The sequence below is a fragment of the Desulforegulaceae bacterium genome (genome assembly GCA_034006035.1).
GTDB lineage: Bacteria > Desulfobacterota > Desulfobacteria > Desulfobacterales > JACKCP01 > JACKCP01.
Genome location: JAVETN010000003.1, coordinates 204,388 through 218,349 on the forward strand (window position 1 = coordinate 204,388; position 13,962 = coordinate 218,349).

At 33.0% G+C, this 13,962-nt stretch carries 13 protein-coding genes; 5 read left to right on the top strand and 8 right to left on the bottom strand.

Annotated elements, in window-relative coordinates; translation table 11 throughout:
* Window positions 1–25 precede the first annotated feature (25 nt).
* The gene (locus RBR53_04130; protein ID MDY0131837.1) at window positions 26–1,702 is read right to left on the bottom strand and encodes a DUF3352 domain-containing protein; all 1,677 of its coding nucleotides are present in this window, start codon (window positions 1,700–1,702) and stop codon (window positions 26–28) included.
* A 181-nt stretch (window positions 1,703–1,883) separates the two neighbouring features.
* Between RBR53_04130 and RBR53_04135 the strand changes: the two genes are divergently transcribed.
* Window positions 1,884–3,242 carry a sodium:alanine symporter family protein gene (locus RBR53_04135; protein MDY0131838.1) on the top strand — a complete coding sequence of 453 codons (1,359 nt, stop codon included), beginning with the start codon at window positions 1,884–1,886 and terminating at the stop codon, window positions 3,240–3,242.
* An 88-nt stretch (window positions 3,243–3,330) separates the two neighbouring features.
* The gene (locus tag RBR53_04140) at window positions 3,331–4,893 is read left to right on the top strand and encodes an AAA family ATPase (protein ID MDY0131839.1); all 1,563 of its coding nucleotides are present in this window, start codon (window positions 3,331–3,333) and stop codon (window positions 4,891–4,893) included.
* Between the two features lie 177 nt (window positions 4,894–5,070).
* On the opposite strand, the gene RBR53_04145 is transcribed toward RBR53_04140, so the two are convergent.
* Window positions 5,071–5,883, bottom strand: a complete 813-nt coding sequence (locus RBR53_04145; GenBank protein ID MDY0131840.1) for a YkgJ family cysteine cluster protein — start codon at window positions 5,881–5,883, stop codon at window positions 5,071–5,073.
* A gap of 147 nt (window positions 5,884–6,030) precedes the next feature.
* On the opposite strand from RBR53_04145, the gene RBR53_04150 reads away from it, so the two are divergent.
* The gene (locus RBR53_04150) at window positions 6,031–7,095 is read left to right on the top strand and encodes a branched-chain amino acid aminotransferase (GenBank protein ID MDY0131841.1); all 1,065 of its coding nucleotides are present in this window, start codon (window positions 6,031–6,033) and stop codon (window positions 7,093–7,095) included.
* Window positions 7,096–7,205: 110 nt separating this feature from the next.
* Here RBR53_04150 and galU read toward each other — a convergent pair whose 3' ends face one another.
* The 4 genes from galU to pyrR are packed head-to-tail and all read right to left on the bottom strand — an operon-like array spanning window position 7,206 to window position 9,549.
* Window positions 7,206–8,069 carry a UTP--glucose-1-phosphate uridylyltransferase GalU gene (gene galU / locus RBR53_04155; GenBank protein ID MDY0131842.1) on the bottom strand — a complete coding sequence of 288 codons (864 nt, stop codon included), beginning with the start codon at window positions 8,067–8,069 and terminating at the stop codon, window positions 7,206–7,208.
* A gap of 25 nt (window positions 8,070–8,094) precedes the next feature.
* Entirely contained in the window at window positions 8,095–8,493 is a 399-nt protein-coding gene (locus RBR53_04160) for a hypothetical protein (GenBank protein ID MDY0131843.1), read from the bottom strand.
* 16 nt (window positions 8,494–8,509) lie between these two features.
* Window positions 8,510–9,010: a molybdopterin-binding protein gene (locus tag RBR53_04165; protein ID MDY0131844.1), complete on the bottom strand. Its 501-nt coding sequence runs from the start codon at window positions 9,008–9,010 to the stop codon at window positions 8,510–8,512.
* Window positions 9,010–9,549, bottom strand: a complete 540-nt coding sequence (pyrR, locus tag RBR53_04170; GenBank protein MDY0131845.1) for a bifunctional pyr operon transcriptional regulator/uracil phosphoribosyltransferase PyrR — start codon at window positions 9,547–9,549, stop codon at window positions 9,010–9,012. The genes RBR53_04165 and pyrR overlap by 1 nt, the downstream gene beginning before the upstream one ends.
* Window positions 9,550–9,626: 77 nt before the next feature.
* On the opposite strand from pyrR, the gene RBR53_04175 reads away from it, so the two are divergent.
* Window positions 9,627–10,091 (top strand): hypothetical protein, encoded by a 465-nt coding sequence (locus tag RBR53_04175; protein ID MDY0131846.1) that lies wholly within the window; start codon window positions 9,627–9,629, stop codon window positions 10,089–10,091.
* Window positions 10,088–11,266: a murein transglycosylase A gene (locus RBR53_04180; protein ID MDY0131847.1), complete on the top strand. Its 1,179-nt coding sequence runs from the start codon at window positions 10,088–10,090 to the stop codon at window positions 11,264–11,266. Before RBR53_04175 ends, RBR53_04180 begins: the two co-directional genes overlap by 4 nt.
* 269 nt (window positions 11,267–11,535) lie before the next feature.
* Here RBR53_04180 and RBR53_04185 read toward each other — a convergent pair whose 3' ends face one another.
* Window positions 11,536–13,002 (bottom strand): sigma 54-interacting transcriptional regulator, encoded by a 1,467-nt coding sequence (locus RBR53_04185; GenBank protein ID MDY0131848.1) that lies wholly within the window; start codon window positions 13,000–13,002, stop codon window positions 11,536–11,538.
* 174 nt (window positions 13,003–13,176) lie between these two features.
* The gene (locus tag RBR53_04190; GenBank protein MDY0131849.1) at window positions 13,177–13,902 is read right to left on the bottom strand and encodes a 4'-phosphopantetheinyl transferase superfamily protein; all 726 of its coding nucleotides are present in this window, start codon (window positions 13,900–13,902) and stop codon (window positions 13,177–13,179) included.
* Window positions 13,903–13,962 lie beyond the last annotated feature (60 nt).

Consider the following 13,962-nt stretch of genomic DNA (forward strand, 5'->3'; position numbering starts at 1 on the left):
GACAAAAAAGCTTTGTTTCGGTTAATTACTCACCTGATTTTTTTATTATTCCTTTTCCATGAAGTTTGTCGTCTTCAAAAACAGAAGCATTTCCAAAAGCCTTATAAATTGAAAGTCCGTCAAAAAGTGGAACTAAAACTTCATCTAAAAGGATTTCGCCTTTTTCTGTTAAATCAGGAGATTTAAATTTTGAAAGTTTTAAAATAGACCTTCCTGAATCTTTGAGATTATCTAAAAACTTTATGGTATCAAAAAATGAAATCATGTTGAATTCTTCTGGAAACTGTTCTTTTATAAATTTGAAGTTAGAATTGTTTTCTATGGAATTTCCAGACTTGCCTGAATCTATAATTTTTTGGAAAACAAAAGTATTGACTGAAACAATGAAGTAATCATTAAAATATCCCCAGGAAGGCTCAATTGACTTTCCAAACGGAAGGGGAATTGATTTGATTTTAACATTGTTTAAGGTTTTGTTCTGAAGGGGAATCAGGTTGTTTTGTTTTTTCCGGATAGAATCAAAGCCTTTGTTAAAAACAGGCCCGGCTTTTTTGTCAAATACAAAAGCCAGAGAGGGAACAGGAAAGATTCCCCTGGTGTCAGTATCTGTAATTATAATTCCCAGTTCACCTTTAAATTCATTATAAAATGTTCTTGGATCAACCTGGGTTTCAAATAACAATTTCTGCTCAAATTCCTTAAGTTTTTCTTTGTCATTAAAAATATTGTCTATAAATTTTTCAGGATTGAACTTGTTCTGCCATGAAAAGCTGACAAGGTCTTTGGGAACCATGGATAGAAAATTTTTCCCATTTTCTTTTTTGATGGTGTTTTTATAATTAAGCTCTACTTCTGAAATAGATTCATAAAAAGAGTCACCTCTGTTAAACCCGCATAAAACAACTGATTTTAAGTCATTATTCAATCTGCTCTTTAAATTAACAAGAAAATCTGTTTTGTTTTTTTTGCTTATTCTTTCAATTTTTGAATAGATTTCTTTTGTATCTGCATAGAAAAAAAAGTCTCTTTTCTTAAAATTTATTTTGTTTTTTATATTTTTATATTTTTTTGTAGAAGCCAGGGATTTTTCTTTAGTCACTCCTGCAATTTTTTGGGCTGTTTCAAGGTTTAAGGTGAGTATCAGGTATTCATTAATTAGAAAATGGTAAAAGTCAAAAGAGTCTTTATATCTGGCTTTTGAAATTGTGGTTTTCTTGTATTCAAATTTTTCTTTTGTTTCTATTTCAGAAATGGATTCTGATAGGATTTGAGAAAATTTTGAGTTTATTTTGGACTGGATAAGCAAAGCTGCTTCCATATTTTCCAAAGGTTTTTCAAGATCAAAGGATATAAGGGCAAAAGAAATGTTTTTACCCAAAAAGTTGTAAAAAATTTCCTGATTTATTTTTGAACTAAAGTCTGATTTAAACTTTTCAAAGCCTTTTATTGTTTCTTCGGGAAGCTCAAGTTTTTTAGCTGTTGAAATAAAATCTATTTTTTTTATATTTTGACCCAGGTTGTTTTTGCTGATACTTTTTATGTTTTTTTCAAGGTTTTTTATCTGAATAAGAAAAGTTGTATTCTCAGGCAGAAGCTGTTCAGGAGCTGATGGTAAAAGAACAGGGGCTTTTATTAAATAAAAATAAGCTCCGACACCTGATGCAAGTGCAAGAATAAAAAAAGAAATAAAAATTTTTTTCATACAAAACCTTTCCTGGTGTATTTTTCATAAAAATTAAAGTATATGTTTTGGGCTTGACTGTTTAGTTACAGCTCAAATCAATGTTTTTTGTTTGATAGACAAAGATCTTTTTTACCAAGATTAACTGCTCATAATAATAGATTTCATTTTAATGTAAACTAAATTAAAAGGGGAAAGATTTATGGACGCTTTTCTGAAATCTCTGGAAAGCTTTATGGGAGTACTCAGCGGTTGGATTTGGGGGACTCCGCTTTTGGTTCTCCTTGTTGGAACAGGTGTTTGGCTGACAATAAGATTAAAAGGACTTCAGTTTACAACTCTTGGAGAATCCCTTTATCTTGCTTTCATCAGAAGAAAAAATTTTGATGATAAAGAAGACGGAGATATTTCCCATTTTCAAGCCTTAATGACAGCCATGTCAGCTACAGTTGGTACAGGTAATATAGCTGGAGTTGCAACTGCAATTGCACTTGGAGGCCCTGGTGCCTTGTTTTGGATGTGGATAACAGGACTTGTTGGGATGGCTACAAAGTATGCGGAAGCTGTTCTTGCTGTTGTTTACAGAGAAAAGGATGCCAAGGGGAATATGAGCGGCGGGCCTATGTATTATATTTCCAATGGTTTGGGCTGGAAATGGATGGGTACTCTTTTTGCTGTTTTTGCAGCAATTGCAGCCTTTGGTATTGGAAATATGGTTCAGTCAAATTCCATGGCCGATGCAGTTAATGCAAACTTTAATATTCCTTTTTGGGTTACAGGGCTTGTAACAATGTTTTTTGTTTCCCTTGTTGTTATAGGAGGGATCAAGAGTATAGGAAGAGTTACTTCTGTTATTGTACCTTTTATGGTTCTTTTTTATGTAATAAGCTGCCTTATTGTTCTTATTGTCAATTATTCAGAAATTCCCTCAGCTTTTGGAGTTATTTTTAAATATGCTTTTAATCCCACAGCTGCAACTGGAGGGTTTGCAGGTTCTGCTTTGATGCTCACAATAAGAATGGGGGTTGCAAGAGGGGTTTTTTCAAACGAATCAGGGCTTGGCAGTGCACCTATTGCCGCAGCTGCTGCTAAAACAAACCATCCTGTAACCCAGGCTCTTGTGTCCATGACCCAGACTTTTATTGATACAATAATTGTTTGTACAATGACAGGTCTTGTTATTGTTTTAAAAGGTGCCTGGACAACAGGCAGAAACGGTGCTGATCTTACCACCTACTCTTTTAAGATTTCAGCAGTTCCAGGGGGAGAATACATTGTAACAATAGGTCTTATTCTTTTTGCCTTTTCAACAATTTTAGGCTGGTGTTACTATGGAGAAAAATCAATAGAGTATCTTTTTGGTGAAAAGGCAGTAATGCCTTACAGGTTTGTATTTGTTCTTTTTGTTGGAATAGGATCTGTTTTGAAACTTAACCTTGTCTGGACAATTGCTGATGTTTTCAACGGTCTTATGGCTTTTCCAAACTTAATAGCTCTGGTAGCTCTTACCCCTGTTGTTGTTAAATCCACCAGGGAATATTTTGATAAGAAAAAAGAATAGATTTTTTTAAAGTTTTAAAAAGGCTGTTTTATCCTGAAATCCAGCCCGGGAAATAGATGATAAATTTTTATTTTATGGGAGAATTGATATGGGTACAAATAATCTACAACCTTTTTCTATGATTGAAGGCTTGGTTGAGCATTTTAAGGATGAAAAATGTCTTACAATTGAAACCCATATTTCATGGATTGTTATAACAGATAAATACGCCTACAAGATTAAAAAATCACTGGATCTTGGGTTTCTGGATTTTTCCACCCTTGAAAAAAGGTTGCATTTTTGCCGGGAAGAAATCCGTCTTAACAAAAAATTTGCACCAGATATTTATCTTTGTGTTATTCCAATTACCGGTACACTTGAGTCTCCCAAATGGGATGGAGATGGGAAACCCATTGAATATGCTGTGAAAATGCGGGCTTTTCCCCAGGATAAGCAGCTGGACCGAGTCCTTGACGCCGGTTTGCTAAAAGCCGAACAATTTGATCTTTTAGCAGATTATATAGGAAAATTTCATGAAGAAGCAGAGGTTGCCCCTGGAAACAGCGACTATGGAAGCCCTGAAAAAATTTTTTACCCTGTCCAGGAAAATTTTATCCAGATACGCGAGCATTGCAGGGATAAAGATGTGTTGAAATCGCTTTCACAACTGGAAAAATGGAGCAGCGAAACCTTTGATTCTCTTTTTTCCACTTTTATAGCAAGAAAAAAGTATGGTTTTATCAGGGAATGTCATGGGGATCTGCATTTGAGAAATCTTGCCTGGGTCGAAAACCGGCCAGTGGCTTTTGATTGTATTGAATTTGATCCTTACCTGAGGTGGATCGATACTATAAATGATCTGGCGTTTTTGGTAATGGATTTAGATAGTAAAAATCAATCCAGGTTTGCCAACCGTTTTATTAATAAGTACTTGGAATATAACGGAGATTATGAATCAATTCCCATTTTAAAATTCTATCTGGTTTATAAGGCTTTGATCCGTGCCAAGATCTCTGCCATTCGAGGTGATCAGCCAGGGATAAGTTCCAAAGAAAAAGCCTTGGCTAAAAAAAAGTTTCAAGACTACTTAAAGCTGGCCTTGGATTATACTAAACCTGTGACACCATTATTGATTATCACTCGAGGTATGTCAGCCTCTGGAAAAAGCACCATAAGTCAGCAGCTTGCAGAATCATTGGGAGCCCTGCGTATTCGAACTGATGTTGAACGAAAACGGCTTTTTGGTTTAAGACCTGAAGACAAGAAGGAGAATAAAATAGATCAAGGTATTTACGGACAAAGTGCCACTGAAAAGACCTATTCAAAACTTGAGGAATTTACAGAGAAGATAGTCAATTCAAAACATTCTGTAATAGTTGATGGAGTGTTTATGCATTATTGGCAGCGGGAATTATTTAGAGAGCTGGCAAAAAAGAAAAATATCCCCTTTATTATTCTGGAATTTGTCTGCGATATAAAAACTCTTCAAAAACGTATTGTAGAGCGTAAAAACAAAGAAAATGTTTCTGATGCGGATCTCAAGGTACTTGAACATCAGTATACCAGGTGGGAACCCTTGAATAGCAATGAGATCTGCAATTCTGTAACAATAGATACAGGCAGGCAGGTCAACATAAAAATCCTTGCCAGGCAGCTTAAAGAAAAAACCTAATTTACCAGGAGGCTATTGTTATAGGTTTGTTTTTTTCTCTTATCCCATTGATTAACTAAAACCTTTGTGGGCTTTTCAAATTTATTGCATTTACTGAGTTAAACTTGAAAAACCCTCAATTCAGGTAAAATAAAGAAAGCTGAATTGAACAGCTTTTTAACCAATTTTTCTAAGTAGTTAATTGTTTTTTTTAACTCTTTGTTCTGCTTTTTCTTGATCCACCTGAAAAATACCTGTGGGGTCAACCTGGAAAAACATTGCTTTAAGCCAGGCAAATCCGAACTGAAGAAGCTCTACGTCATCGCTGAATCTTTCAATAAGGTTGTCATCAAGGTTGTACATTTCCTTGAACCCGCTTTCCAAAACAAACCTTCTAAAAGCATCTATGTTGTAGCAGACCATGAAAAAAAGTTTTTTACTTTTTTCAGAAAATTTCATTGTTGTGGTTGTTGTTTGCTTTCTTATAACAAGATCCATCCATCCTGAATTTATTTTGTCTCTTTCTTCAATCCCTTGATCTTGTCTCCATTCTTTTACTGTCATTTCATTTTTTTCAAGGTGACCTTTGCAGGTAGGCTCTGTAATGAGAAAAAAGAAGTCTTTGTCTTCATTTTCTTTCATTCTATGACTTAAGGATCCAAATCCTACAGGATAATATCGGCATATTGTGGGTCTGTCCTCGTAAATAATGCACCCTTCAACGTCTTTTACAAAAGGACAGGATTTTCTTTCATCATCAAGCATTCTCAGTGTAATTATAGGAAGATCTGTTTTTTCCAGCATATTAGGCTCTGTATAAATTGAGAGAAATTCGGATGAGTCAATTTCCATCTTATTTTTTATTTTAATTATGTCATAGGGAGTGAGCATAATGTTTATATTTCTGCAGCAATTGGTAAAACAGCTTACTCCAGGATGGCATTTGAATTGAAATTTACTATTTTCATTTAATTCAACAGGTTTAATTTCTGCTTTTATATCTTTTGTCATTTTAATATCTCCATTAGTTTATAATTAAGAAGTTGAAAATACCATTAATTGGTTAAATGTCAAATCAGGTCTTGAGTTTTTTTTAAAACAATACTTATATAGTTTTAATAAAATTTAAGTTTAATTCCAAATTAACGGAGTAAAGGTATGGATTTACAAATCATAAAGTCTAATCAATTAAAGGAAAAACCAGCTGAGGACAAGCTGAGTTTTGGCAAAATGTTTACAGACCACATGTTTATTATGGATTATGAAACAGGAATCGGATGGAATGATCCAAGAATTCAACCTTTTGGTCCTTTTACCATTTCTCCGGCAACTTCTGTACTTCATTATGCTCAGGCAATTTTTGAAGGACTAAAAGCCTATAAAAACTCTAAAGGCGAGGTAGTTCTTTTTAGGGCAAAAGAAAATTTCAAGCGAATGAATAAATCAGCAAAAAGAATGTGCATTCCTGAATTTGATGAAGATTTTGTTTTTAATTCTCTTAAGGAGCTTATAAAAATTGATAAGGACTGGGTTCCCTCAAAAGAAGGAACTTCCCTTTATATAAGACCTGCAATAATTGCTACAGATGAATATGTTGGAATAAAGGCATCTGATAATTATAGATTTTTTATAATTATGTGTCCTGTGGGAGCCTATTATTCAGCAGGCTTTGATCCTGTTAAAATCTGGATTACCAAAGATTATGTAAGAGCAGTTCCCGGAGGTGTGGGAGAAGCAAAAACTGCAGGTAACTATGCAGCAAGTCTTTATGCGTCAGAAGAAGCCATGAAAAAAGGTTATAATCAGGTTTTATGGCTTGACGGGATAGAAAAGAAATACATTGAGGAAGTGGGCTCAATGAATATATTCTTTGTTATTGATGGAGAAATTATAACCCCAAAACTCACAGGCAGTATTCTTCCGGGAATAACAAGAGATTCTGTAATAGCAATGGCAAAAAAAGAAGGCTACAAGGTTAGAGAAGAAAGAATTTCAGTAGAGGATGTAATAAAAGCCCATAAAAGCGGAAAGCTTGATGAAGTTTTTGGAAGCGGAACTGCTGCAGTTATATCTCCGGTTGGAGAAATTGCCTATGGAGACGAAAAAATAGTTGTGGGTGATGGTAAAACAGGAAAAATTTCAGCAAAATTTTTTGAAAACCTGACAGGAATTCAGTATGGAAAAAAACCAGACCCTTTTGACTGGATGATAAAAGTTTGCTGATTTAAACTTTTGTTAGATAATTGAAAAATTATAAAAAAAGAAGGCTGAAATGAAAAAAGATATCAGCCTTATTTTTATAATATAATTACAGGATAAAGTTAAAACTTTGGCTAAGTATAGTTTTTTATAAACTCTAAAAGTTCATCTTTAATTTCAGGCTGTTCCATACAAAATGCAAAATTAGCCTTTTGAAATCCTGCCTTGCTTCCGCAGTCAAATCTTTTGCCTTTAAATCTGTAGCCGTATACAGGCTGTGATTCCATAAGCTCTGCCATTGCATCTGTGAGCTGGATTTCTCCTCCTGCTCCTTCGTTTGTATTTTGTAAAATTTCAAAAATTTTAGGGGTAAGAATATATCTTCCAATAATTGCAAGATTTGATGGAGCATCCTCAGGCTTTGGTTTTTCAATCATTTTCTTTATCTGAACAAGACTGTTTCCCATTTCATCAGCATCTACTATCCCATATTTATCCGTATGTTTTGGATCAATTTCTTCAATGGCTGCGATTGATGCTCTTACCCTGTCAAATTCATTTATCATTTGTTTTAAAACAGAGTTGTCTGACTTGATAAGATCGTCTGCAAGTAAAACTGCAAAAGGTTCATCTCCAACAATATCTCTAGCACACCAGATGGCGTGGCCAAGTCCTCTTGCTTCGTTTTGTCTTGTGTAGATAATAGTTCCTGATTCAGGAACTATATTCATTACACTTTCCAAGAGCTTGTCTTTCCCCTTTGTAAGAAGAGTATTTTGAAGTCTGTGCGAATAGTCAAAATGATCTTCAAGAGCACTTTTACCCCGGCCTGTAACAAAAATAATCTGCTCAATTCCTGCTTCAAGTGCTTCTTCAACTGCATATTGAATAAGAGGTTTATCAACAACAGGAAGCATTTCTTTGGGCATTGCTTTTGTTGCAGGAAGAAATCTTGTTCCAAGACCGGCAACAGGGAAAACAGCTTTTTTTATTTTCATGGTTATTAAAGGTCTCCAGTTTAATTTATTTTGCCTGTTCGTATGCTTCTTCAATTCTTTTTCTTATATATTGGATATTTTCATCTGTTCCCTCATCAAGGTCAAAACAGTGTCCGTCTTCACCAAGAAGTCCCCCTGGAACAAAATCACCTTCTTCATTTGGATCGTTAATTGTATCTCCGTAAAAACAGACAGAAAGCCATCTGTCCATAGGATCATCATCAATAATATCAAGAAGAACAAATAAAGGTCTTGATTGTCCCTTTTTTTTGCCTCTTAAAGAATAACTTATTCCAGGTCTTGAATTGAGTTCAAGCTCAACATCTGTTTTTGATTCAAGAAAATCTTTAAAAACAATAAAACTTTCTTTTGTTTTTGTTCCTGAATCTTTCCAGTCTTTAATCAGTTTTTTTAATTCTTCCATTATTTATCTCCTTATTTCAATTTCTTATATTATTCACAATATGCTCAAGCTCTGGAAAAATAAGAGCTTTTGATGCAAGTTTGCATGCACCCACGCTTTTAGGAAGACAGAAAATAACAGTTTTTCCTGCTATTCCTGCTTTTGCTCTTGATAAAATGGCTGGTGAATCAATCTGTTCAAGCCTTATTGAGGTGAAAGCAGATGAAAAACCTGTAATTTCTTTTGTAAAAAGAGGGGAGATTGTTTCTATTGTAATATCATTTCTACCCAGTCCTGTTCCTCCTGTTGTAATTATACAATGGGGATTTTCATAAAAAATTAAATTTGTAACAGCAGTGCTTATTTCACTGAAGTTATTTTTGACCGTTATCCGTTTTAAAAGATTGTGGCCTTCTTTTTTTATTCTTTTTTCAATCCAGTTACCGCTTCTATGCTTCTTGTTTTTTGATGAAGATATAACAACAACAGCAATATCAAGTTTTTTAAAAGGTTTTTTTATATATGTTTTTAATCCCATTAATTTTCTCCGGTTATAAATACCATGTCCTCACCGTCGACTTCTTTTACAAAAACATTCACTCTTTCATTTTTTTCAGTTTCAATAAACTTCCCTGTAACATCTGGCTGGATGGGAAGTTCTCTGTGATCTCTGTCAATTAGTGCAGCAAACATTATTCTACTGGGTCTTCCAAAATCAAGAAGTGCATCTATAGCAGCTCTTGTTGTTCTTCCTGTGAAAATAACATCATCAATAAGAATAATTTCCTTGTCATCAACTGAAAAATAAATTTTTGATTCCTTAACCTCAGGATGGATAGAAATTCTTGTCCAGTCGTCTCTATATAAATTTATATCAATTTCTCCTATTGGAAAATCTGAATCTGCAATTTTATCCATTATTTTTTTAAGTCTTTTTGCAAGAAAGACTCCCCTTGTGTAAATTCCTACAATTGCAATTTTTTTTGGGGATGAAACTTTTTCAAGAATTTCATAAGCCATCCTTGTAAGCTTTCTTGATATTTCATTTTCATTAAGAATTACACGTTTTTCTTTCATTTTATTACTCCGATGGTATAAAAGTTGTCATTGATAATAGGACGTTTGGCAATTACCTTCAACAATGAATTTTGACTATGAAAGATTATGGGCTTGTTCTTATTCACAATAAAGAAGAAAATTCTTTTAAAATTGATCAAAAACTTGAATCTGTAAAAGGTTTTTTTAAATCAATTGTTATAGTTTCGCATTCACCTGAAAAATTTGGAGAGTCCTTATTTCCTGTGATTGTGCCTTTTATGGGAAACTCTTTTTTTTCCCAGATTTATTCAGGGCTTTTTTTTATGGAGGATAAAAATATTCTTGCACTAGATTCAGGCTTTCTTTTTCCGGTTTTAAAAAATTTGGAAAAACTTAAGAAAAATCTCCACAAAGGCGTTGATGCTGCTCTTTTTTATGAAAAAAACAAGTATATTTTAACTCCCGGAGCATACTCAACAAAAATTTTAAATAAGTTTAGAAAAAATGTCTTTGATCCTGATTATGATGAGTTGTTTATTAAAAGAATGAAAATAAATAAAATTTTTAATGGGGAATCATGAAACGATTTTTAATGTTTTTTGTTATTGTTTTTTTCTTTTGTTCTTGTGGATCAAAAGATAATCTTAAAAAAGATTTTTTTAAAGAAGTAAAAAAAAGTAATTATCCTGTTTTTACCGATGATATGGGATTTGACGGGCTTTTAAGAGCTATAGATATGTCTTTGTCCTATTATAGTGTTTTTAGAGATGATAAAGATTTTTCTTTTGGGGAAAATAAAGTAAGTAAAGCTAAGCTGGAAAAGTCATTAAAAAGTTTTAAGAATTTCATTGAAAACTCACCTTCTTTAAAAGAGCTTGAAAAATATATTTCAGATAATTTTATTCTTTATTCTCCCCATTCCCAAGACACAGAAAAGTCTTTTTTATTCACAGGTTATTACGAACCTGAGCTTAAAGGAAGTTTAATAAAAACGGATAAATATCTTTATCCCCTTTATCTTCTTCCCAAAAATATGGTTTATGTTGAACTTGACAAATTTTCTTCTTCATATGGAAAGAAAAAACTTACAGCAAGAAAAGATGGCAATAGGATAATTCCTTATTTTACAAACGAGGAAATCGCTTTTGAAGGAGCACTTGAAAAAGAAGGAGAAGTAATTGTTTGGCTTGACAGTCAGGTGGATTTGTTTTTTTTACAAATTCAGGGCTCAGGAAAAGTTTATCTTGAAAACGGTGAGGTCTTAAGGGTTCATTATGCCGGAGGAAATGGGCATAGCTATAAAAGCATAGGTAAATATCTTATTGAGCAAAATAAAATGACTTTAAAGGAAATGTCTATGCAAAGCCTTAAAAAATATCTTGAAGAAAACCCCGAAGAGCTAAGGGAAGTTTTGTCATACAATACAAGCTATGTTTTTTTTGAAGAAGTGGAAGGCGGCCCTTATGGAGCTCTTTCAAGGGAGGTTACCCCCGGAAGATCCCTGGCCCTTGATTTGAAACTTTATCCCAGAGGCGGTCTTGTTTATATTGAAGCAAAAAAGCCTGTTTTGTCAGGAAACAAAGAAATAAAATCTTGGAAAGATATGAAAAGATTTATGTTTATTCAAGATACCGGAGGGGCAATCAAGGGATATTTCAGGGGAGATGTTTTTTTTGGATGCGGAGAGTATGCTGAAATAGCAGCCGGCCATCTTGCAGATAAAGGTAATATTTATCTTTTTATACCTTATAACTAAAACTGATTTGTAAAAAAATTATAAAAACTTTTCTTGATTGGTTGTTTTTTAAATATTCATTTTTAGAGAGTTTAGAAATTGCTATAAGTTTAGCAGGTTTATTTTTCTTGCTTTAACATTTGATTTTTTAAACTGAAAAAGAATAATAGTAATTGGTTGCTTCATATTTAGTGCTTTGGATTTTTTGTAAAATTTAAATCTGCTGATTTGATAGATCTGTTTTTTTAGTTTGATGCTAAGCTGATTTATTTTTCTAATTAATTATACCCTTAGGTAGAATCTATATATTTTTTTACTGTTCTCCTATCAAGACCTGTTCTTCTTGCCACTTCTTCAAAATTTGCAAATCTTTCATATAAAAGTGTACAATATCCAGACATAAGCTCATGAGCTCCAATTTCTCCTTTTACAAGCCCTGAAACAAGAAGTTCTTCAACTCCCTTGTTGATTTTGTTTTTACTGAGATAATGTTTATTCAATAAAACACTTCTTGTGCATTGTTCCAATTCTCTTACATTTCCAGGCCACTGATAATTAAAACCAAGCTGATTTTCAATGACATCTAAAACCATTTCTATACACTCAGAAGAATCCTTACCTATGATACGCTTAACAGTAATGATTACCAGCTCTTTAAGCTCATCAGGCTCTTCTCTGATACGCTGCCTCAAAGGCGGCACATTGATAATGTCCGAGCAGAGCCTGTAATAAAAATCATCTCTGAAAACATCTCCATTTTCAATTGATTCAAAATTCCTATTTGTGGCGGCTATAACACGGCCATTAAATCTTTCTTGTTTGTGGCTTCCAACCTGACTAAAAACCCGTTCTTGAAGGACTTGAAGAAGCTTTATCTGAACAGGTTCGGAAATTTCACCTATTTCATCAAGAAAAATTGCTCCGTTTTTACTGCATTTTTGAAAAACCCCTTCAAAATTCTCCACTGCTCCTGTAAACGACCCTTTTTTATGGCCGAAAAGTTCAGATTCAAGAAGAGTTTCTGGAAACTGTGACAGATTAAGAGAAACAAAAGAACGGACAAAGCTTTCTTCAAAACATTTTTTCTTTTCATCAAAAGGAATAAAACCGCTTTTTCCTATGGCACTTGCAGCTGTTCCCTTTCCAGTACCAGTTTCACCGAGAATTAAAGTTGAAAAATCTTCCATACGATTATAAAGGTATTTTGAATACATTCTTAAATCGTGAGTAAAAACATTGTTCCATAGTTTGCGTTTCAAATCCTGCATGATTGCACTTTTGCCTTTAAGCGAGTCTCTTATAAAATAAAAGGCTCTTCTTATCTGATAACAAAGTGCAAAATAAAGATTGATTGAGGCATTATCAAATCCTCTTGATTCAAGCATTTTATAAGCGGCTCTGACAAATGAAACTTTTATGGAAGTATCTCCTGCTTTAATTTGCTGAAGAATAAGCTCATCGAAATTCTTGCGAAACTTGTAAAAAAAATCAAATAAAAATGTTGTTTCAATAAGCAATCTATCATTGCCTTCAAAATTATGGATTGTAAGGCCTTGTTTTTCAAGCTCTGAAATACGAGACATTACACCTTTAATTGTTTTATCTATAATATTCTTTCCTGGAGAGTCTAGAAAAAACCCTGCAATTTCCATATCAAGCTGCTTTCTTTTATCACTAAAAGGGTTGGCAACAACAGCATCAGCGACAAGTGTAAAAAAATTTCTTTGTTCATTGGTAAGGCTTATTTTTTTATTCATTAATCTTTTCTCCACACAACTATTAATTAAGAGCTGTTGTTCAGCTGGGGAACAAAAGTCTTTTTTTCTTAAAACACTAAATATCTTGAAAAGTTGATCTTTTTGCTAAAATTTAAATCTGAAATCATTATAATTTTTTTGTTTGAAAGATGAAACTATAAATTCAGGCTAAATTTAAATATTGTTTTCGTAAACAAAAGACACAACATAGTTCTCTAATAAGAAAAATGATTCTGTACATACATTTTTTATTGGTACCCCATTATGATAAATCTTATTTTTAATAATCTCCACTTTTTTAAGGCTTTCGTTAAATCCTTTTTTTATATATTTGAGATAGCTTTCTTTTATTGTCCAGAGTTTTAAAATTTCAAAGTAGTTTTCTGGGCAAGTGAGCTTTTTTTCTTTTTTCGAAAAACCAGCATAGAGCAGATACTTGGTATTCAAGCATTTCAATTCTTCCAGATCAATTCCGATTCTTTGTTTTTCATTTATTGCTGAAACAGCATATTTACCTGAATGGGAAATAGAAATGTTTAAAAAAGGAAGGTTTTTTATCAAGGGAGCTCCGTAGATATCCTTTTCTGTTTCAATACTTCTAAAGGAAAGATGGGGATATTTGTTTTTTACAAGATTTTTAATACCTATTCTAGCACTCATCCATTCAAACTGTTTTTTTATTGTTTTAAAACCATTAATGGTTTTGATTTCTCTGGCAGAAAAAAAATTACCGAGAAAATAAAAATCAGCTGCTTTTATTTTTGTAGGTTTTGAAAAAAATGAAGAATGTTTTAAAAATTGGGAATTGTAAACTTTAAAAAGCTTGTAAATATCTATTATACAGATTTCTGTTTCCTGATAAATTTTTCCTGAAAAGGCTATAAATCTTTTTAAATTCATTTTTTTATCTCCAGATTAAATAATTTCATAAATAACTTATAAGCAATGATTGTTCCATAA